The sequence below is a fragment of the Vibrio sp. M260121 genome (assembly GCF_036533715.1).
In the GTDB taxonomy this organism is placed as follows: Bacteria; Pseudomonadota; Gammaproteobacteria; order Enterobacterales; family Vibrionaceae; genus Vibrio.
The window spans coordinates 1-17,902 of the sequence record NZ_JATABF010000063.1 but is presented as its reverse complement, the minus strand read 5'-3'; the positions used below and the strand labels follow the sequence as shown (position 1 = coordinate 17,902).

General features: G+C 44.8%; 23 protein-coding genes. 3 read left to right on the top strand and 20 right to left on the bottom strand.

Annotation, left to right across the window (positions count from 1 at the left end; genetic code table 11):
- The first annotated feature begins 843 nt into the window (after positions 1-843).
- Positions 844-1,497 carry a hypothetical protein gene (locus QTO06_RS23560; protein ID WP_191685954.1) on the top strand — a complete coding sequence of 218 codons (654 nt, stop codon included), beginning with the start codon at positions 844-846 and terminating at the stop codon, positions 1,495-1,497.
- Here the strand turns inward: QTO06_RS23560 and QTO06_RS23555 are convergent.
- The 15 genes from QTO06_RS23555 to QTO06_RS23485 form a co-directional block, all read right to left on the bottom strand.
- A complete protein-coding gene (locus QTO06_RS23555; RefSeq protein ID WP_331410069.1) occupies positions 1,492-2,100 on the bottom strand; it encodes a hypothetical protein in 609 nt (202 codons plus the stop codon). The two genes, QTO06_RS23560 and QTO06_RS23555, sit on opposite strands and share 6 nt — an antisense overlap.
- Positions 2,100-2,558, bottom strand: a complete 459-nt coding sequence (locus tag QTO06_RS23550) for a ProQ/FINO family protein (protein WP_191685952.1) — start codon at positions 2,556-2,558, stop codon at positions 2,100-2,102. The genes QTO06_RS23555 and QTO06_RS23550 overlap by 1 nt, the downstream gene beginning before the upstream one ends.
- Before the next feature lie 117 nt (positions 2,559-2,675).
- Entirely contained in the window at positions 2,676-2,870 is a 195-nt protein-coding gene (locus QTO06_RS23545; protein ID WP_191685283.1) for a hypothetical protein, read from the bottom strand.
- Positions 2,870-3,004, bottom strand: a complete 135-nt coding sequence (locus QTO06_RS23540) for a hypothetical protein (protein ID WP_257976222.1) — start codon at positions 3,002-3,004, stop codon at positions 2,870-2,872. The genes QTO06_RS23545 and QTO06_RS23540 overlap by 1 nt, the downstream gene beginning before the upstream one ends.
- Positions 3,005-3,133: 129 nt before the next feature.
- Entirely contained in the window at positions 3,134-3,496 is a 363-nt protein-coding gene (locus tag QTO06_RS23535) for a hypothetical protein (protein WP_191685284.1), read from the bottom strand.
- Positions 3,493-4,008 (bottom strand): ParA family protein, encoded by a 516-nt coding sequence (locus tag QTO06_RS23530; RefSeq protein WP_191685285.1) that lies wholly within the window; start codon positions 4,006-4,008, stop codon positions 3,493-3,495. The genes QTO06_RS23535 and QTO06_RS23530 overlap by 4 nt, the downstream gene beginning before the upstream one ends.
- Positions 4,009-4,831: 823 nt before the next feature.
- A complete protein-coding gene (locus QTO06_RS23525) occupies positions 4,832-5,866 on the bottom strand; it encodes a hypothetical protein (protein ID WP_191685286.1) in 1,035 nt (344 codons plus the stop codon).
- A gap of 240 nt (positions 5,867-6,106) precedes the next feature.
- Positions 6,107-6,400 carry a hypothetical protein gene (locus QTO06_RS23520; RefSeq protein ID WP_140375282.1) on the bottom strand — a complete coding sequence of 98 codons (294 nt, stop codon included), beginning with the start codon at positions 6,398-6,400 and terminating at the stop codon, positions 6,107-6,109.
- 11 nt (positions 6,401-6,411) lie between these two features.
- On the bottom strand, positions 6,412-8,676 hold the full coding sequence (locus tag QTO06_RS23515; protein ID WP_331410062.1) for a phage tail tape measure protein: 2,265 nt from the start codon (positions 8,674-8,676) through the stop codon (positions 6,412-6,414).
- Between the two features lie 209 nt (positions 8,677-8,885).
- Positions 8,886-9,113 carry a hypothetical protein gene (locus tag QTO06_RS23510; RefSeq protein WP_140375295.1) on the bottom strand — a complete coding sequence of 76 codons (228 nt, stop codon included), beginning with the start codon at positions 9,111-9,113 and terminating at the stop codon, positions 8,886-8,888.
- A gap of 1 nt (position 9,114) precedes the next feature.
- Positions 9,115-9,321 carry a hypothetical protein gene (locus tag QTO06_RS23505; protein ID WP_140375294.1) on the bottom strand — a complete coding sequence of 69 codons (207 nt, stop codon included), beginning with the start codon at positions 9,319-9,321 and terminating at the stop codon, positions 9,115-9,117.
- A gap of 274 nt (positions 9,322-9,595) precedes the next feature.
- Complete coding sequence (locus QTO06_RS23500; RefSeq protein ID WP_331410060.1) at positions 9,596-10,924, bottom strand: tyrosine-type recombinase/integrase; 1,329 nt, start codon at positions 10,922-10,924, stop codon at positions 9,596-9,598.
- A 56-nt stretch (positions 10,925-10,980) separates the two neighbouring features.
- The gene (locus QTO06_RS23495; RefSeq protein WP_331410059.1) at positions 10,981-11,958 is read right to left on the bottom strand and encodes a contractile injection system protein, VgrG/Pvc8 family; all 978 of its coding nucleotides are present in this window, start codon (positions 11,956-11,958) and stop codon (positions 10,981-10,983) included.
- 203 nt (positions 11,959-12,161) lie between these two features.
- Positions 12,162-12,821, bottom strand: a complete 660-nt coding sequence (locus QTO06_RS23490) for a hypothetical protein (RefSeq protein WP_191685273.1) — start codon at positions 12,819-12,821, stop codon at positions 12,162-12,164.
- A 10-nt stretch (positions 12,822-12,831) separates the two neighbouring features.
- A complete protein-coding gene (locus QTO06_RS23485) occupies positions 12,832-13,032 on the bottom strand; it encodes a hypothetical protein (protein WP_031418090.1) in 201 nt (66 codons plus the stop codon).
- A 115-nt stretch (positions 13,033-13,147) separates the two neighbouring features.
- Here QTO06_RS23485 and QTO06_RS23480 point away from each other — a divergent pair, with 115 nt between their 5' ends.
- Positions 13,148-13,606, top strand: a complete 459-nt coding sequence (locus QTO06_RS23480) for a hypothetical protein (protein WP_191685274.1) — start codon at positions 13,148-13,150, stop codon at positions 13,604-13,606.
- Between the two features lie 94 nt (positions 13,607-13,700).
- Here QTO06_RS23480 and QTO06_RS23475 read toward each other — a convergent pair whose 3' ends face one another.
- From QTO06_RS23475 to QTO06_RS23455, 5 genes are all read right to left on the bottom strand, one after another.
- Positions 13,701-13,910 carry a hypothetical protein gene (locus QTO06_RS23475; RefSeq protein WP_191685275.1) on the bottom strand — a complete coding sequence of 70 codons (210 nt, stop codon included), beginning with the start codon at positions 13,908-13,910 and terminating at the stop codon, positions 13,701-13,703.
- A 252-nt stretch (positions 13,911-14,162) separates the two neighbouring features.
- Positions 14,163-14,576, bottom strand: a complete 414-nt coding sequence (locus QTO06_RS23470; protein WP_237487161.1) for a hypothetical protein — start codon at positions 14,574-14,576, stop codon at positions 14,163-14,165.
- A gap of 53 nt (positions 14,577-14,629) precedes the next feature.
- Complete coding sequence (dnaB, locus tag QTO06_RS23465; RefSeq protein ID WP_191685277.1) at positions 14,630-15,994, bottom strand: replicative DNA helicase; 1,365 nt, start codon at positions 15,992-15,994, stop codon at positions 14,630-14,632.
- A gap of 53 nt (positions 15,995-16,047) precedes the next feature.
- Positions 16,048-16,323, bottom strand: a complete 276-nt coding sequence (locus QTO06_RS23460; RefSeq protein ID WP_191685278.1) for a helix-turn-helix domain-containing protein — start codon at positions 16,321-16,323, stop codon at positions 16,048-16,050.
- Positions 16,320-16,640, bottom strand: a complete 321-nt coding sequence (locus QTO06_RS23455; RefSeq protein WP_031418082.1) for a type II toxin-antitoxin system RelE/ParE family toxin — start codon at positions 16,638-16,640, stop codon at positions 16,320-16,322. Before QTO06_RS23455 ends, QTO06_RS23460 begins: the two co-directional genes overlap by 4 nt.
- A gap of 924 nt (positions 16,641-17,564) precedes the next feature.
- On the opposite strand from QTO06_RS23455, the gene QTO06_RS23450 reads away from it, so the two are divergent.
- A complete protein-coding gene (locus QTO06_RS23450) occupies positions 17,565-17,765 on the top strand; it encodes a hypothetical protein (RefSeq protein ID WP_331410057.1) in 201 nt (66 codons plus the stop codon).
- Positions 17,766-17,902: the final 137 nt, after the last annotated feature.

The following is a 17,902-nucleotide window of genomic DNA, read 5'->3' as shown; positions in this document are numbered from 1 at the left end:
TGCCAGAAGACTTAGAGAAAGGAGAGTTAAGACCTTTAAACCTTAATAATAGTGATAAATATTGAGTCGATATGAGAAAGATAAATTACGTCTTATCAATAACTTAACCCTCTAAACGTACACTTTCGTTCCGTTGGACCTCAAACCCCACTTAGAACAACGCGGCGAGCAAGTCGGGCAAAAAGCTCTCGATATGGAGCGTCAAGCGATACAGTGCATGATGCAACATGTGACTGGTCACCTTACAATCTCCACTACCCTTCCGGTTATCAAATCAGAGCAAACCCAAGCTCTTAGCTCTCGGGCTTACACTGCCCAACAAGCACATTTAGTGTCTCAACATCAAACTGAAAAACACAGTCTCGCCACCCAGTTGGCACACGCTTGCGGACTCAGAGCACACGAATTATTAACACTACGCCCTAGAGAAGAACGCTTGCCCGATGACCGCCCATCCCTAGAAAGCAAGTGGAGTGGTCGAGAGGGAAAACTTTACACCGTAGAAGGGAAAGGTGGTTTAGTTCGCGATGTCCTTGTACCTCATTCTCTGAGCCAAAAACTAGAGACCTTACGCCACGAGGCCCCAAAACATATTCTCGATAGAGGCGTTCACTATACCAATCACTACGCCATAGGCGGCGGGCAACCCTGGAGCAATTCTTTTTCGGCTGCTGCAAATCGATGTTTGGGGTGGTCAGAGGGTGCACATGGTTTACGGCACAGCTACGCCCAGGAACGAATGCACGAACTACAAAGTTCGGGACTCTCCCGAGAACTGGCATTAGAAACGGTTAGTCAAGAAATGGGGCATTTTCGCCCAGAAATTACAGAGGTATATCTTCGATGAGATGGATCTTATTTATCGCCTTGATCATAGGTCTGTTGTATTTAGGTGATCACACACATCAATATGTAAGTAACTTATCTCTGATTGAGATAGGTAATACGACCGACAAAATACAAGATGGTTGGCAGTTCTGGAACGGTCAAACTGAGTCGGCCAAGTTTGCCCCGTTCTATAACAAAGTAGATGGTTGGCATATCTTTATTCAACTCTGGCCAGTTGCAGCTATTCTGATTTTACTTTGTGTATTGCTCATACCTATGAGTGTCTATCTCTTTGGTCGTCTATCTAGCCAAGAACTCAAAACCGCCAAACAAAAAGCGACCCAAGCCCAAAAGCAAGCTAAAGAAAGAATTGCAACCGCGGAGAAAAGAGCACTAAAGTACGCTCGTTCAGAGGTCCAGGAACAAATGACAAACGCTCAACATGCAGAGCAACAAGCTAAAAACCGAGAAACCCAAGCCAGAGAATTAGAGGGCAGCCTACAGCAAACAATTGATAACATTCGATGGCAAGCTCAGCAGGCAATTAGTGTGGCCAACCAAGAAACTGCAGAGTTACGTAAGCAGTTAGCCATCACTGAAAAAAGAAAAAAGAATGCTGCGGCTACAGCTGAACGTAGAAGAAAAAAGTTAAATAAAGCAAGCTTATAAATTTTTAGCTGATGGTCTCCCTGGGGGCATCGAAGGATATCCAAGATGCTCTCTACGCTCTTTAAACAGCTTTTTAATTGTGGAGTAAGGGCGCTCTATCTCAGGGTGAGTATTCAAAAAGAGATCAACTCCAGTATCAAGGGTAACTGGATGCTTAATATTATGTATCATCTCATCCATAAGCGGCACTATCTCTTGTTTAGCTCTGTTATGCCTTTCGTTTTGAGCTTTTCTATTTTGCTCTGTTGTAACCCTATCAGACAAAACTCCATCTACAGAACAAACCTTGAATAGAGCTGTCGCTACATCAACAATAAGAGCCTCACCTTTCATATTATTACTGCGCATTTTCTGGGCAATCTTAGGCAAAAAATTAAAAATAACTTTAGACATCTCTGATATATTATTGAAGTCATCATTACTACTTATGTCCAGCAGAAGCATTGCGACGGTTTTATCAATGTGTTTTTCTGACTTGATAAGCTCCATAAAGCAATCAAACTCCTTTTTCTGTAACTCATTAGCGCAGTTTAATTTTGAGCTATTCGTAACGACTCTCTTTAAGTTTTGTTCCTGCTTTGGTAAGTTCGTCAATTGTCCCATTAGCACGATTTCCTACTGTTGCCCTTTGCCGTCATTGCTTCAATTCTTTTAGCTGCATCCCCCCTATCCTTTGCGTCTACTTCCCCAAAATCTTCCCCAGTAAGAGAGAAACGCCTTGAATCAGGCTTCGCTAACGCTTTTTGGTAAGCCTTACGCCTCACCCAAGAAGATAAGAATCTTTTAACCGGCTTTGTTGACCCAAAGCCTAAAACATCAAGACCACCGGCTTCTCGATGTGCAATTGCTATATCTCGATGTACCCCTAACGCTAGAGGCCTTACATCTTCCTTATTAAACATTTCCGGCCAGGTTCCCAAGATCCAATTTTTACAGTCGTCATAGCGTTGCTGCTTGATCTCAGCTTCCATTTTCTCCAGCTCTTCACGGGATAACTTTTTCTCTTCTGGCTCCTTAGGCAAGGATAATGTACGTCGTTTTTTGATGATAATCTTAGTCATGACAAATACTTTTTAATTCCGTTCTTAATGAGAATACCAATACTTGAAGTCCATATGCGAAGAAACTCCCCCTTCGCATATGGTTATGCACTTTGTGAATAAAAGCACCTCAGCTCATCAACGAACTGTAATCGATTTAAGCGCACGATTAGCAATTCGTTCAATTTCACTAGCTTGCTCCTGCTGCATCTCGAGCAATTCAAGAATGTCATCCTCGCCCAGTTCGTGAAGTTTTCCTTCCTGGCTAATCACCGACATAGAACGAATACGAGCCGCCAGTTTTTGAATGCGTAGAATATCCTCAGTTTTCATTATTGTTTCTCTCCCTGACGTACAGCGGCCAGCTCATTAAGTAAAGCTTTAAACGCGGAGCCTGAAAGCGCTCCCAAATGAATAGATTTGTTTTCAGCGTGGGCTTTGATAAGATCTTGCACTAAGTGACTCATATAGATTATCTCCTATGTGGTTGCTAACGCCGCCCCAGGTCGCCAAACTCACGGGCGGCGTTTTTGTATCTAAACACTATGTTTTTCATCTGGATTGATAATAGTACTTACAATTTATACTTACAATTATTATTTACTATTATTAATTACATCTTTGCAGTGCTTCACAAAAAGCTCACGGCTAGAGCGTGCTCCAGTAATTTCCATCGCGAGCTTTATCACAGCATGTTCATGCGGATTGATTTTCATAGAATGAAGACCAACGCGAGGCTCAAAAGCGTTACCCTCGGTTGATTCGATATATTCGGATAACTCTTCTAGAGTCATTCCATCAATCTTTGCTTTTTCAGCCTTCCAATCTGCTAAATACTTTTCTCGATGCTTTTTTTGTGTGGCTTGAGTTTTCTGCTTGATCTGGTCAAGGATTTCATGAGGCGAGGACATAGCCTCTCGTTCACCCGACTTTCCAGCTTTTTTATTAACAAGGCTCATAAAATCACCTCATGTAAAAATGCACTGATCTCGTTTCGTGTTCTTGCGGTATCTCGTTGCTCACTAAAATCTTCAAGCATTGGCATGACCCAATTAAGAGGTTTAAGTCCTCGGCTTTTAACCGTAGCTTTACGATCCTGTAATGCTTTGCTGTTCTGGCGAGTTTTAGTGAATACGATCCTTGCTTTATCTTTCACTCCAAACTCATTTAAACGAGCCAGAATAAAGTCCAGTTCTTTAAGGTCATTAACTCCAGTATTCATGGGGATAATTATCAATGAGTTCGCATCGGAAGCTGATTTTAATAAATCAACGTTAGCTGAAGTGAATGCGCCAGCCGTATCATAAAGGAAAAAATCCGCATCCTCGTTTTCTATTAACGTTACGTGCTCTTGTTGGTCAATGTTGTCTACATGAACTTTGTAGCCCAACCGTTGCAACTCCATAGAGCTGAATTCACAAAGCGTAGATTTAGAAACACCACCCTTCGTGTTGAAAAAGATAATGTGCATTTGCCCACCTTTAGTAAGTACTATTTGTAATTAATAATTGTACTTATTAATTCTTACCCTCGTCAATTACAACTTTATTAAACATGCTCTTAGCGTGACGCGTCACACCTTTCCTTTTTGCGCCCAAAAGCGCACCCACAGAAGTTGACACGCGAAGATACTAGCCCCGCAGGGATAAGCGATGCGCTTGCGCAAGCGAAGCACCAAGCCGTTCGACGCTGTTTGATAGACCACAGAACTATATCGGCGCGGTTAGCTGCACAGGACATCGTTAAATATCGCCTTACCCTCCTGCTAGACCTCGCGAAGCGAAAGAAGGCTAGGTGATAAGTTTGAATTCAACACAAAAGGTTAAGTATCGGGTCCACTGGATAATCGTAACTCTCGAAAGCATGACGGTCGGATGACAAAAGAAATGTTCAGCGCTGCCAGCTATAGCGCTGAACGCGCTATTTTTGCATTTACTCGATGCTGGCAGTTGGGGCCCGTTAAATTGCTTAACGCTGATCTAATTATTAGCACTGAATCTAAATAGCAATTTAATGGGATGTACCTTTATATCTGTAGCAAAGCGAAAGAGATAATAAGCCTCGCCTTTATGGCGGGCTTATATCCTTCCCTTTAGGGAAGCGGTTAGTTCAGGATTTACTTTCGAGGTTATTTTTTATTTAGCCGGCGATCGCGGACAATAATGGGGAATAACGGTAGGAAATCAGACGAGAAACAGGATCCTGCGGGTCGTGTTTGTTGCTTTTTTAAACGATTTTTATCGCCAGATACGGCAAAGCCTCCGCCCTCAAGCGGATTCAAATAAAAAGAGGGGTTATGTTCGGGTTTCTAGGATAGCCAATAGCAAGGCATCAAACTCAGGGCCGTTCGTTAGCCCGTGCTCGGCTTTAATTTCGTTCTTCGCCTGATACACATAGACAGGCGGCAATTGAGCCTGTAACTGTCTTAGACGCATTTCAGTATCACTAAGTTGTGGTTGCTTACGTTGTTCACTAATCCGTTTCTCAGCATCTTTCAAACGATGATGCGCATCCATAACGCGCTTGGTATGTTTGTTTTCTCCAGTAAACTCACGCTTTAGACGAGCCAACAGGTTACGTAAGGATGGACGATCCAGCGATGCTACTCGATCAGATTCAGCCAGGCGCAATACCTCAGCCTGGCGTTTCTGCTTAGCTGTTTTAATGAAGCCACTTTTTTCTTGCCATTTTCTCGCTTGGCTTAACATAGACCTGGTGTCTTCCATTGTTAAACCAAAACCTTTAAAAAAGTTAGGCTTAAAGAAAATGCGTTTCGCTTTGTTAGTCTTGCTTTCCTGGTCAAACTCACGCACAACGACAATCATGTCAGCCGCTTCAAAGTCATCAACTGCACCATGTACCGGATCACAAGCTTTACGACCATGGCGATACTGACCGTTGTCACCATCATAGCCGGCTTCATATTCATGAAGCTGACCAATCATTCGGGCAAGTTCTTCCACGCTAGCCTTAACTTCAAATAAGTAAGGTGCATCAGGATCATAATCTGCGCGGTAAATCATTGCGCGAGCTAGTGCATCAAGCGTTTGTTCACGCTCTAGGCGGATCGATGCTCGGCGAGGGGCTATATATTTGGTTTTCCATGTACCGTCGGCTAATTTGCGACGTTTAAGAGTTGCGCCTTCTTTCCGCAATTTGCGGATGAACCTATTACGGTTCCAGTTATGGCCAGATAAGAGGGCATCCAAGCGTTTAGCTGTTGGATGATTAACCATCGGAATGTCAAAGCTTGGCATATGTCTACGCCAAGGGCCGTGTGTTACTTCAATTTTGCATGCGGGTGCAGCCGCAGAGGTATTCAATTCCATTTTAAGTGCCTTAAAACTTGATAATCAGGCTCGTTACCCATAGAATTGAATTTGACCGATTCGATTCTTCACGTTTGGCGACGTGTTGGGCAACGAATTAATTGATAAGACTTCGGTCTTATCCGTGAAGGGAGGCTTGGCGGCCTCCCTTTTTCGTTTCTGGGGTCTATCATAGCCATCCAACCCCATTCGATCAATCAAACAACGCCATGTTGTGATATTTTGTACTTTTTCCTTTCTTTAATTCGTTAATTCTTTACCAATTAAGCAGTTATCTGGACTTTTCGTCCTAATAAACCCCTCAGATTTAGCAAATTCGACCATAACCAAACTACCGATAATATCGCCGTAAACATCGAATACACGATTTAGTGCCCTAGAGAACTTTTCCGACCGTCTAACGGGGATCTGAGCTGATATATCCAAGAAGATGTTCAAGGCGTTAGCTTTCTGACTAGCCGTTGCCGCTTCGGCATTTTTTAAACATTCTTCCCACCAACGATCTAATTTCTTTTTTCGTGATTTACGTCCCATAACATCCCCCACTAATCAAACATCGTCGTTCTAGAACGGCGCTCTTGCGCACGCTTATGCTGTGCTAAACGTCTATCAATTTGCTCTGCTAATTCACGTTCATCCATACCTGGCGTAGCGTGAATAACAAACTCCACCGTGCTGTTATCGGTGTAATGACGATCACCGCCCGTTTTGGCAGGAACAGAGCCAACACTGAGAGCTGGCGCAGGCATTACCCCACCATTAGCCACCATCGCACCGGACTGGCTAGGGCTAAACGCAGGCACCGCAGCCGGATTGGTAACCGCAGGCAAAGCCGCCGCGGCTCCCGTCATGGTTTGGGTTACATTTAAGCGCTTTTCGGTCTGGTCATCATCACCAAAAAGGCTATCCCACCATCCAGAAACGGTTGAAAGCATTCCTGCAATGGCTTCCATGCCCGACGAAAACACGCCTGTCACACGTTCCCACAAACCGCCGAAAAACTCGGTTAATGGCTCCCACGCTTGCATAAGCAACCCTAGCGGAGAGTAAGCAAGGATCGACTTGATAAACTCCCACCCAATAGAAAATGTTGTTTTTAAGCTGTCCCAAAGTCCAGAAAAGAAAGCCCCTAATGGCTCCCAATACTTAACAACCAAAGCAACTACGCCGACCAATGCAGCCACACCCGCGATAATTAAACCGATAGGATTTGCCGTTAGCGCAGCATTCAGCACCCACTGTGCACTCGCCCAAAGTTTCGCGCCGATGGCCATAGCTTTTTGCAAGGTCGCAAGGATCCCCATCGAGTTAATCCCCGTAATCATGGCCAGGTTCCAGCCAATCTGGGCAAACTTCATCGCAATCATGCCCGTTTTCAAAGCCAATAAGCCAACAACAACGGTTCCTATGGCTTGGGTGAGCATAGGGAATCGCTCGAACAGATTGGTGATCATCACTAGAACGCTGCCGACCTTATCCGTCACGAACTGAAACGCAGGAGCAACCCCCTTACCAAGCGTGATCATCAATCCTCCTAAGCGCTGGTTAAAACGCTCGACGGATTCATTCGGCCCGTTAAGAATGTTTCCAGCCATGCTCATTGTCGTAGACAAACCGCCCTTAAGGTTTTGGTTCATGTCGGTGATATTGGTTTGAAGTTGGTCCAGTTTCGGGAACATCAAATCAATCATGTCGATGGCTTCATCAGTGCCAAAGGCTTTCTTTAACTCCTGCTTTTCGACCGCATCGAGCGTGTCACCATATTGCCCTCGCAACTCGGCAAGAATGTCAGGCAAAGAGCGGAGCTGGTCATTCGCATCAAGAAAGTTGAGGCCCAACTTTTCCCCAGCGCCAGCGGCGGAGTTAATGAACGCGGCGTACTTCGTCGCGGCTTCACTGCCGGACATCGTCGCTTGCAGTTGGCCAAGGATCGCGAGCTGCTCAGAAAACGGTACATTGGCAGACGTGGCCGTCGCGCCCAGACTACTGATCGCAGCACTCATTTCCTGACCGTTGGTTTTATACGATTTCACACTCGTCGCAATGCCCGCACTGAAATATTCACCAAAACGGCTATCACGTTCAGCTGCGCTCATTTTCTCCCATCCCTCGATGGTAGCTGCGCCGAACTGGTCAAACTGATCGCGGTAAATGTTGTAACCGGAGGCAAACAAAGACGTCATCTGATCCGTGCTCGACTTGGTCGCACCCGCGGTCAAAGCAGCGATTTTCGTAAACTGGCCGACCGCCTCATCTGACAAGCTCGCAATCCCTGACTTAATGTCATAGCTGGCACGGATAAAATCGGCTTGCGTTGTCCCGCTCCACTGCTGGGAGAACTCGCGCGCGGCTTTGGTGATCTTGTCGATGCCTTCGGCACCAATCCCCAACGACTGAATCTCACCTTGAGCGCTCGATACTTCACCGTAAGTTGAAACTAACCCTTTAATGGCCAATCCAGCGGCGGCCACTTTAGCCGTATCAACCGCAGCCGCAGTGCCTATCTTCTGGTTTCGCTCTTTTAAAGCGTTCACTCTCTGCTGCTGCTTCGCAATTCGCTCCAAAGCGGTTTGTTCCTGGTTAAGCTGTTGGGTATAGCGGCGAGTTTCCGAAGCGATCCGCTTGGTTTCTTGGTTAAGGTCTTTTGTGGAGACTCCTGTCTTATCTAAGGTGCGTTTCACTTGGTCAAGCTGATCACGCTGCCCCTGGTAAGACTGTTCAAGGCGATCGACCTCCTTCCATTGCTTTTCGACTTCGGCGGTCTGCTTTTTGGTCGGATTGGTCATGCCAGATAATTCGCGTGTCATCATTTGCGCTTTCAGTCTGGCGCGATCTAGCGCGTCAGCGCTGTCTTTGCTGGCTTGCTCCAACTGGCGGAACTGGTCAATGTTGCCAGCAGTTTTCCCCAGGGCAGCGATTTTTTCTTGTGTTTTCTGGATCGCTTCGCCACTCTTTCGAGTCTGATCAGTCACTTTCATGATAGGGGTCGTTAAGTTATCGACCATATCCATGACCAGTGTTAATTTTTGCTTTTGCTCGGACATACCGCCCCCTGATGCTTGAATTGAGTTCGATATACCGCTTCAACAGCATCACGAAGAACATACAACGGTACGCTTTTTTCTTCGGTGTGCCGAAAAACTCGATGGGTATACAAGCGCGTCTCGATAGTTCGGCGATCAAAACCTAACATCTTAGACAACTCAGAAATTGAGCAAAGAAAATGCTCAGGTTTAGTTTTTCGCACTCTAATCTCCTCTCAGTTCACTAGCGAGAATCGCCTCAGCCGCTTCACGCATCACATACACCTTTACGCCTTTCTCAGTTTTAAACGGCTTTACCTGACACCTCTTCAATCGTCGGCGCACAGTGTCACGATTAAGGTCAAATATCTCCCCTAATTCAGTGACATTTTTTAAAAAGAGATGCGCCGTTTTATAGCGCTGTTTAGCCATACCATTCCTCCATCTATGTAAACAAAATCGTCAGAAACACCATGAAATCCATTGAAATCAACACCTCTCACGCCTTATATCACCTAGCTTTCTGCACATCCGTGCTTTACTTGCTGTTGGTGCATAGGAAACCCGAAAAATTCTCGTATACCGCGGGCCTCGCACCCGTGGTTAACTTGCAAAAGCCCAGGGTCCCCCGACTTTATAGGGCGAACACCGCGCAACCCCTTGTTCTATAAGGCTCTGTCGCCCCAACCTCATAGAAGCAGCACACCTAGGAAGCTGGCGGTGTTCTGTGATTGTTATTGTCTTCTGTAATAAATTGCGTCATGTGGGCTAAGCTCTTGCTGCGTGTGGCTTCGCTGGCTTTTGGCTCTAGAGATGATCTCAGTGTTGTCGTGGTCTCCAGCAGGCTAAGCAGTGGTGCATGGTTCCGGCGTAGCCAATCGTGGTATTTCTCCAGTGCTTGCTGCTTCTGTTGCTCTGCAAACGTGTGGATGTAGGTTTGATCTAATCGGTTCATGGCATGGTTCAGTAAGAACTCACACACCATGTAATCAATGCCTAAATCCATCCAGGTCGAACGGGCTAATTTACGGATAGAGTGACTGGTCCACTCGCCTAGACTTATCTCATTAATAAGTTGATTTGCTCGATTACTGGTTATGGCGTTACGGTGTCGCAAATTAGGGAACAGGTACACGCCCTCATAGCCATTTTGCTTTTGCCAAGCTCGATACTGTTTAAAGATTTGAATGGCTTGCTCAGTGAGTGGTAGCGTCAATGCTTGCTTAGTTTTGGTGACAACCTCAGGGATAGACCAACGGCGAGACTCAAAGCACAACTGTGACCATTTCGCTAAGCGGGTTTCACCTATACGGGTCCCATGCAGCAACATGATGAGTAACATCGCTCGTGCCGGCACAGACGCATTCACCGCAGCAGCATGAACCTCATTCAGTTGATCGCCACTTAATTCTGATGGTTTGGGTTTTATCTTGGCTTCAATGAAGTCACTGAACTCAAAACCACCAATTGGGCTTAATTCAATGTGTTTCAGTTTTTGCGCTCGACGAAAGGCCTGTTTCAATACGCCCCATAACGACCGCACGGTCGAAAGTTCGTATTGCTGTTGCAGTGGCCAGAACATCAACTCATCCAGTTTTGCATGATCGAGGTCTTTCACATCCACATGACCAAGCAACGGGACAAGTTGACGAGTCACCGCCCACTTAATGGTAGTTCGACGGGATGAGGTGATCGTTGTATCGCTTTGACTGCGTGATAGATACCACTGCAACACCTCACCCACGGTTTGAAAACCTGGCTCCAACATGGCTAAGTTGGCTTCACAGGCGATCTTGGCTTGCAGCTGGCTTAGGCTAGCAATTACGTCTTTCGCTTTCAGGTGTGGCCAATTACCTACTTTATGCCATTCTGAGCCGCCATTACGGCAGCGCACGACATACCAGGAAGCTTTAGCGCGTTTTGCTCGAAATCGTAGACGCAACGGGTAACGAGGATCACGCAGCTCACTCACCTCATGGTTAGCTTGATGCTTTTTGATTTCACTCTCTGAAAACTTAATAACCTGAGTACCCATTGCGTTTCACTCTTTTTTCAATCGATAAAATAGGCTCTAATCGCGGAAATATAACGTCAAATAGCGCCCTTAATCGCACAAGAAGCCGAAGTCGTAGCTACGCGACCAGGCTCAATAACATGATCCACACTCTCAACTAACCATTCACCATTCGCACTTTTTTTATGGTTTTCTAGAACAAGAAATCCTTCCGGTGCAATCTCCGGCGATAATGGTCGAGTAATCGACAGCGAACCATTACCACGCTTTAACTCTCCCAGCTTTGCTATTGCGGCTGTTTTTGCGGCCAGTTGGTCAACATGATTCTTCTTAATCACGAACTGAGGCTCACCGGCTCCTACCGTTTCAGCCACCCTTACCTGGTTCTGTTCATCAAACCAACATGCAACAACTGATTGATACTCGTCTCTGTCTTTAATCGTAACGCTGCCTGTAGAGTTCTCTGGGTCGCTAATCATCACTCTGGGTAATTCTTTACCACTGACTGACTTTCCAGTCTCTTTTTGCAAGATAACCAGACGATTAGCCGCCATTTTGAAAACCCCGTTATTCGCCTTCGTGAGTCGAGTTAATAAATTCATATCCGATTCACCCAGTTGATCGATATGAGTAAACGTAATGCTGGCCATAGAGTCCGCTACCGCCGGCTGATAACCATGTCTATCCGCTATCTGGCTAGCCAGCTCTCCCAGGGTTATATCGTCATAACTGTTATCCCTAGGCGCTTTTAATGAGTTCTTCATCTTGGCGGCTTGTGCCTTAATCGTTAGGATATCCGCATCAAGTGGTTCCTCAATTTCGTCTACCGTGTACGTACCGCGATACGAAAGCTCGTTCTCATAGCCAATGTAAATATCAAGCTCAGCGCCAGTAGGCGGTATCTCAACCGCACCATCACGATTGTCGAGCTCAAACTCAGCCGTATCATTCTCAAAACCAACCGAATCATGTAATGACAAACGAATAAGACGATCACTAATTTTTGCGGTGATATCTTGGCGATTAGCCAAGATTTTATAAGCAGCGTTCTTCATTATTGAGGCACCCTAAGCGAACTTTACCGAATGAATTTCCACTCAGTAACAACAAAAAAATGTTGGTTAAATAAAAATTATGGTGGCCACGAGACCAGGAAAATCTCTGCCACCGGTCGGGGTTTTTCAAGCGCACTCACCGACTAACCGCTCCTACCATTTAGAACCACCGGCTGCGCACGTAGGAAGCGCTTCCCTTCAAGTTAAGGGTTGACAGTATTTTCTGTTTCAATGTCTTCTGGTGATGAAGTCATCATTTCTTCACACCATAGAGGAATAGATTGAATAGCCATTCCCTTCATACTTCCAGGGTGACTATAATTTTCAGGGAAACGTTTCATAGCAAAGAACAAACGAGAGTCTCTCACTAAGGTCTTTTCTAATACGAGCTGCCAAACAGCCCCAAAATTCATGGCATATTTAGCCTCAGAAGGACGAATAGCTTGTACCATGTCAAGCAAACTTCTACGCTCTTCTGAATCCAAATCAGCCGTCTTGATCCCCAGAGACTTAACCGAGAAAAGAGCATCTTTCTCGCGCATCAACGTGAACAATTCTTCAAGTTTCTTTTCTATCTCTTGATTAAAAGAACGATATTTCTCTTCATCTTTTTGATGGTTTTTAATAATGCTTCGAAAAAGAGACTCTCGGCGACGTTGTTTATCAATAGCTTCTGCCTCAGCAATCGCTTGTAGCTCTTTTTGCTCCTCAGATTCCAGCAAAGCCAGCTTATCCTTTAAAAGAGCACGAGATTTTGCAGCTTTATCTATGTCGGATTCTTTAAGTGATACAGGCTTGCAATTGTTTAGCGCTTCCTTTGTAGCCTCGATCATGCTTTGAATTGTTTTAAGGTTATCAGTCACAAAATGCTCCTTAGCTATTACTTTCTTTAGGCTTAGTTTCTTTTGACAATAAAACGTCTAACTCAGACAAAGCACGTCGACGGTCATCCAGTTCCAGGAGAATTTTTATGCTCACAGGGTCTCCTGCATCAGCCTGAGCTCTTAATTTTCGAATATAAAAACGACGCTCTTCTTTAGAAGGAAAGAGACCGCGCCCTTGTCTTGAGTTCATATCGCACCTCTTTAAAACGTGGTATGGATACTAGGATGCAAGAAATAAAAACTGTTAAATAGAACGATACGGAAATATCTATTTTAAAAACTCAAAACAACGAAAGAAGGCACTCATGAATAAGAGAACGAAGAAAATCCAAAAGCGAAACGCCAAGAAAAAGGCAGCAAAAAAACAGATAAACCTGGCTATCGAATCAGAACGCTTAGCAATGAAAGAAATGAAACGCTACCAGGCCATGCTCACTAAAAGCGCTATCCTCGATATTTTGATTAATGACCTCGATGAATCACCAGAAGATTGCCAACAGTACTTTGAAACAATGGAAAGCGAGTTAGACATTAACTTTGATGATGTCGCCACCAAACCAGCCGCATTAAAAATCGAAATGCTTGAGGACGATGGAATGAAATACAAAACCACCCCCTGGTATGAAGTGTTTATCGATAAGATGGCCGAAAAATATGACGAAGAAACCGCAAGAGAAAAAGCGTGGGGAATCGCTACTGGTGTCATGACCTGCATGATGTCAGCGAGTGAGATAGTGAAAGGGGAACCGATTTTACCGCTATAGCTTCCCATCACCTACAGACAAAGAAGGTCTATTCATATGAATAGACCTTAACACTTAGATACACATAAACAGGGGTTGAGCAAAGTGAATCTGATTACTCAACAAAGCCATGATAAGAACCGACATCTACCACAGCTTCAACAAATTTTTTGGCTGTCTTTCGGTCCATAATAACCAATTTATCATCAACCTTGATGTAGATACTGTCTTCTTCATAGTATGAAGAACGACCTAACTCAATATCCATTTCATTGACATCACCCTGGTCTTTTACCGTTTCTTCAAAATAAACCGTTGTCGCCATTTTACTTCCACTCCCTACACCATTTTTTGGTAGTCATTATGCCCATTATGTTAAATGCTTGATTTTAGATAGTATTATACCTATTTTGTCGGGTTTAACGCCCCAAACTGCCAAAAATGATGATTAGTTAGTGATCGAGTGAGAGTTTTTAACGTTGTAAATTTATTTCAATTTGGAGAGGATTTAGGCGGAAAGTTTAGCGAAGTGATTTGGCGGTCGATTTGCGTCGAAACCGCCAAAAGATCAAGTTTTCTATTCTACGCCCATCTTATCTAAGCAATACTGTTCAAATTGATATAGCGCCTCATCATCAAAACGACCCGAATCGCGCAAGCTCATCATTTCCATGAACAGGTGACGGTTGTTAAAGTCCAGGTTCACGTAATCGTGTAGATGAGCCACGCGCGGAGTTTCCGTTCTTCGATACCAGTTGCTAAATGCAGTTGCGAAGAATAAGCCAGCGCGGCCGTCTTCTTCTATCTGTTCACGAATATCGGCTAAAACATCTTCCTGTGGTCGAGCGTTTGAGATTGTTTTAGGCTCAACCACAAGCGAGCGAACAGACTCTAAGATTTTCTGTTGTTGTAGCTTGCTGTATTGCGGGAATTGCTTCTCTAGCTGTTCGATGTACTCTTTCAGCATTGATTGTTCAAATGTCGTATTCATATACTAGCCTTACTATGTGTTATTAATCGACCTCTAGCGGCCGACTAGAGGATTTAATATCCATCAAATGACGAACCAGCAAAGTTATCAAAGCGGGAGTATTGCCCCTGGAACGTGAGCCTAACCGTTCCGATCGGGCCGTTCCTTTGCTTACCGATGATGATCTCCGCGGTGCCTTTGTCCTTGCTGTCTTCGTGATACACCTCATCACGATAAATAAACATGATGAGATCGGCGTCTTGCTCAATGGAACCTGATTCCCTCAAGTCTGAATTTATCGGGCGCTTGTCTGGGCGGTTTTCCAATGTTCGGTTTAATTGGGACAACGCAACCACGGGGACATTGAGTTCTTTTGCTAACGCTTTTAATGACCGGCTTATCTCCGCAATTTCTAGCGTTCTGTTGTTCTGCAAGCCTGGCACCTGCATTAATTGAAGATAATCAACCATAATCATCGACAAGCCGCCATGTTCGCGGGCCATACGACGCGCTTTAACTCTGAGTTCAGTCGGAGTAATACCGGAACGGTCATCAATAAAAATATTGTTCCTTTCCATCAAGTGACCAGTAGCCGAAGCAATTCGCGCCCAATCTTCATCATCGAGCTGGCTCGTTCTTATCTTGGAAAGCTCAACACGGGATAATGACGATAGCATTCTCATCATTAATTGTTCGGACGGCATTTCTAAAGAAAAAATCAATACTGGCTTATCATTCTCCATCGACACATTTTCACAGATGTTCATGGCGAACGTTGTTTTTCCTTGAGAGGGCCTAGCCGCGACGATAATTAAATCGGAATTTTGTAAGCCGGCAGTTTTTTTATTTAAATCCATAAAACCCGTCGATAAGCCAGTCACGCCATCGATAGCGGTTTTATTTAATTCTTCCATGCGGTCGATGGTTTTCTCTAACACCGAACGCGCGCTTTGCATACTATCGACGCTCACCGAATGCTGATTCGAGATCGCCAGGACCTTACTTTCTAATTCGTCGATAATGTCCGTCGAGGTCGCGGCCTTTGAGTCGTAAGCCGAAGCGACGATTTCATTACCTACCGAAATCACATTCCTTAACACCGCTTTTTCTCTTACGATGTCAGCATAAGCGGTTATGTTTGCGGCGCTGGGCGTGTTCTTGGCCAAATCAGCCAAGTAAGCAAAGCCGCCAACGTCTTCTAATGATCCTTGCTTTTCTAATAGTTCTGACAACGTAACCAGATCAAGCGGCTGACCGCCTTCAAGTAACTTTCTGGTGCCCTCAAAAATAATGCGGTGATAACGTAGATAGAAATCAGGCCCCGCCACTTTGTCGGACACATCATCCCAACGACCATTATCAAGTAGTAATCCACCTAAAACGGATTGTTCCGCTTCCATCGAGAACGGCGGCTTTTTTAAAGCTTCTTCATTTTGCATTTATTTTTGAGAGCCTCTAGTTAAGAGTTATTGCCAACGGAGATTCCAATAGATCACGCGTGTTTAAAGCCAAGATCGAGCTTAAAACCACAGGCATGAGCATAACTGACTAGAGTTTTAAGGCTTGGGTTTGCTCGACCAGATTCCAAACGAGAAATATTCGGAGCTCGCGTTCCCATCTTCTTAGCCACTTCATCCTGAGTTAATCCCGACTTTTCACGCATCGTGATCAGCGTACTAATCAACTCAAACTCATCGCCTAGATTGTCATACGCAGCTTTTACCTCAGGGTCCTTAAATGCTTTCTTTTTCAGTGCTGATAAACTCATCGCTTCACCTCTTTCATTCTCTCTCGAGCAAGTTCGATCTCTTTCTTTGGTGTCTTGTTCGACTTTTTCACAAAGGCTCTAAGTACATAAACATGCTGACCTTTTAGATAACAAAACAAACCTCGACCGATCCCCTCTTGCGCCTTAGCTCTGATCTCAAAGAGACCATCACCCATCGATTCTGTATGCGGAGGCCCTAAGTTGGCACCATGCATTTCAATAAGCTCCAAGAGCTTAATCATTCGTGCTTGGATTTTTGGCGGCATCGATAGGATCTCATCTTCAACACCGCTATGAAAATCCACTTTCCAAGCCATTCGCTTTACCACTCTTATTATCATATATGATAAGTAATCATATCACCACTTACGCGAACCTCAAAGCCACGCATCACTCTTACCCCTAACAAATTCACTCAACGAGAGGCGGCTCACTCTCCCGCGCTGAGAAGCGCGATAAGAGTCGAGAGAACCGTCTCTCATTTCGCAAATTTCGGGAGCATAGCCCCCGCTATGTACGACTCTTAAAATCGTCGCTACATAGCGGGGGTTATGACTTTGGCTAATTTCGCGCACATTTTAATAAACACATTGCTGACAAAAACCTCAGTTGTTAAGATTTAAAGTGAAAGTGAGCGATTAACGACCGCCTTGAAGTCGTTAGAGTTTTTCCCAAAAGGGCATGCCGGTTTCTCATAAAAACCGAGACTCAAGATACAAACTTGAGTATCTGGAACCTGCCAGTAAAAGCAGAGATCCATATTTGGATAACTGACACTCCACAGCAAAAAGAGTCGAATTTATCACGTCACGATAACGCTTTTTCAATGCGAGATTGAAACGACTAGCCCAACGAAATAAGGCTCTAGAGTTAACCCTTCTAGTAAATGTAGTGGTTCGAAATACAGGTGAGAGCGGTCAGACCTAAGCAGCGTTAATGCTTAAACAGTGGCGAATAGGCATTCAGTTGTCGCTGAACTCTAAAAGAGTCAGTAGTTCTTACAAAACAATGGAGGTGGTTTGTGTTTGATGCACACCAGGAAGCGGAAGCACTCAAACAGCAAACCCGCATAATACGAAAACGATCATATACACGTAGAAAGTCCAGACTAGACCAATACAAAGGCGAACTTCTCGCCCTGCGCCGTGAGGGCTGTAGTGTTGCTGAGCTGCAACGATGGCTAAGGAAAAAACGCATCAAAGTGGTTCATTCTACGGTCGCTCGATGGCTGGAGCAGCAAAATGGGTAAGTTTGCGAGCCCTGCTAAACAAGCCGCCAGTGTTATGAAAAGCGTTCAAGGAAAAGCTCTCGCATCGGTTGGCACAGTCCGAAACTATGAACAAGCCCTTACTCGAGTGGCAGAGTACACCAAAGAGCAACGCATCGATGGCGGCCTGAGAGGTTTGACACCTGAACAAGCGATCCTCTACTTAGGGGTTTGAGGTCCAACGGAACGAAAGTGTACGTTTAGAGGGTTATCTATCTGTATTTAATGAAATTTATTATTACCTAGCGCCTTTTCTTTATATGCACTACTATTTATAATAATTGAATAGCTTGAGTGGGAATATGGACATAC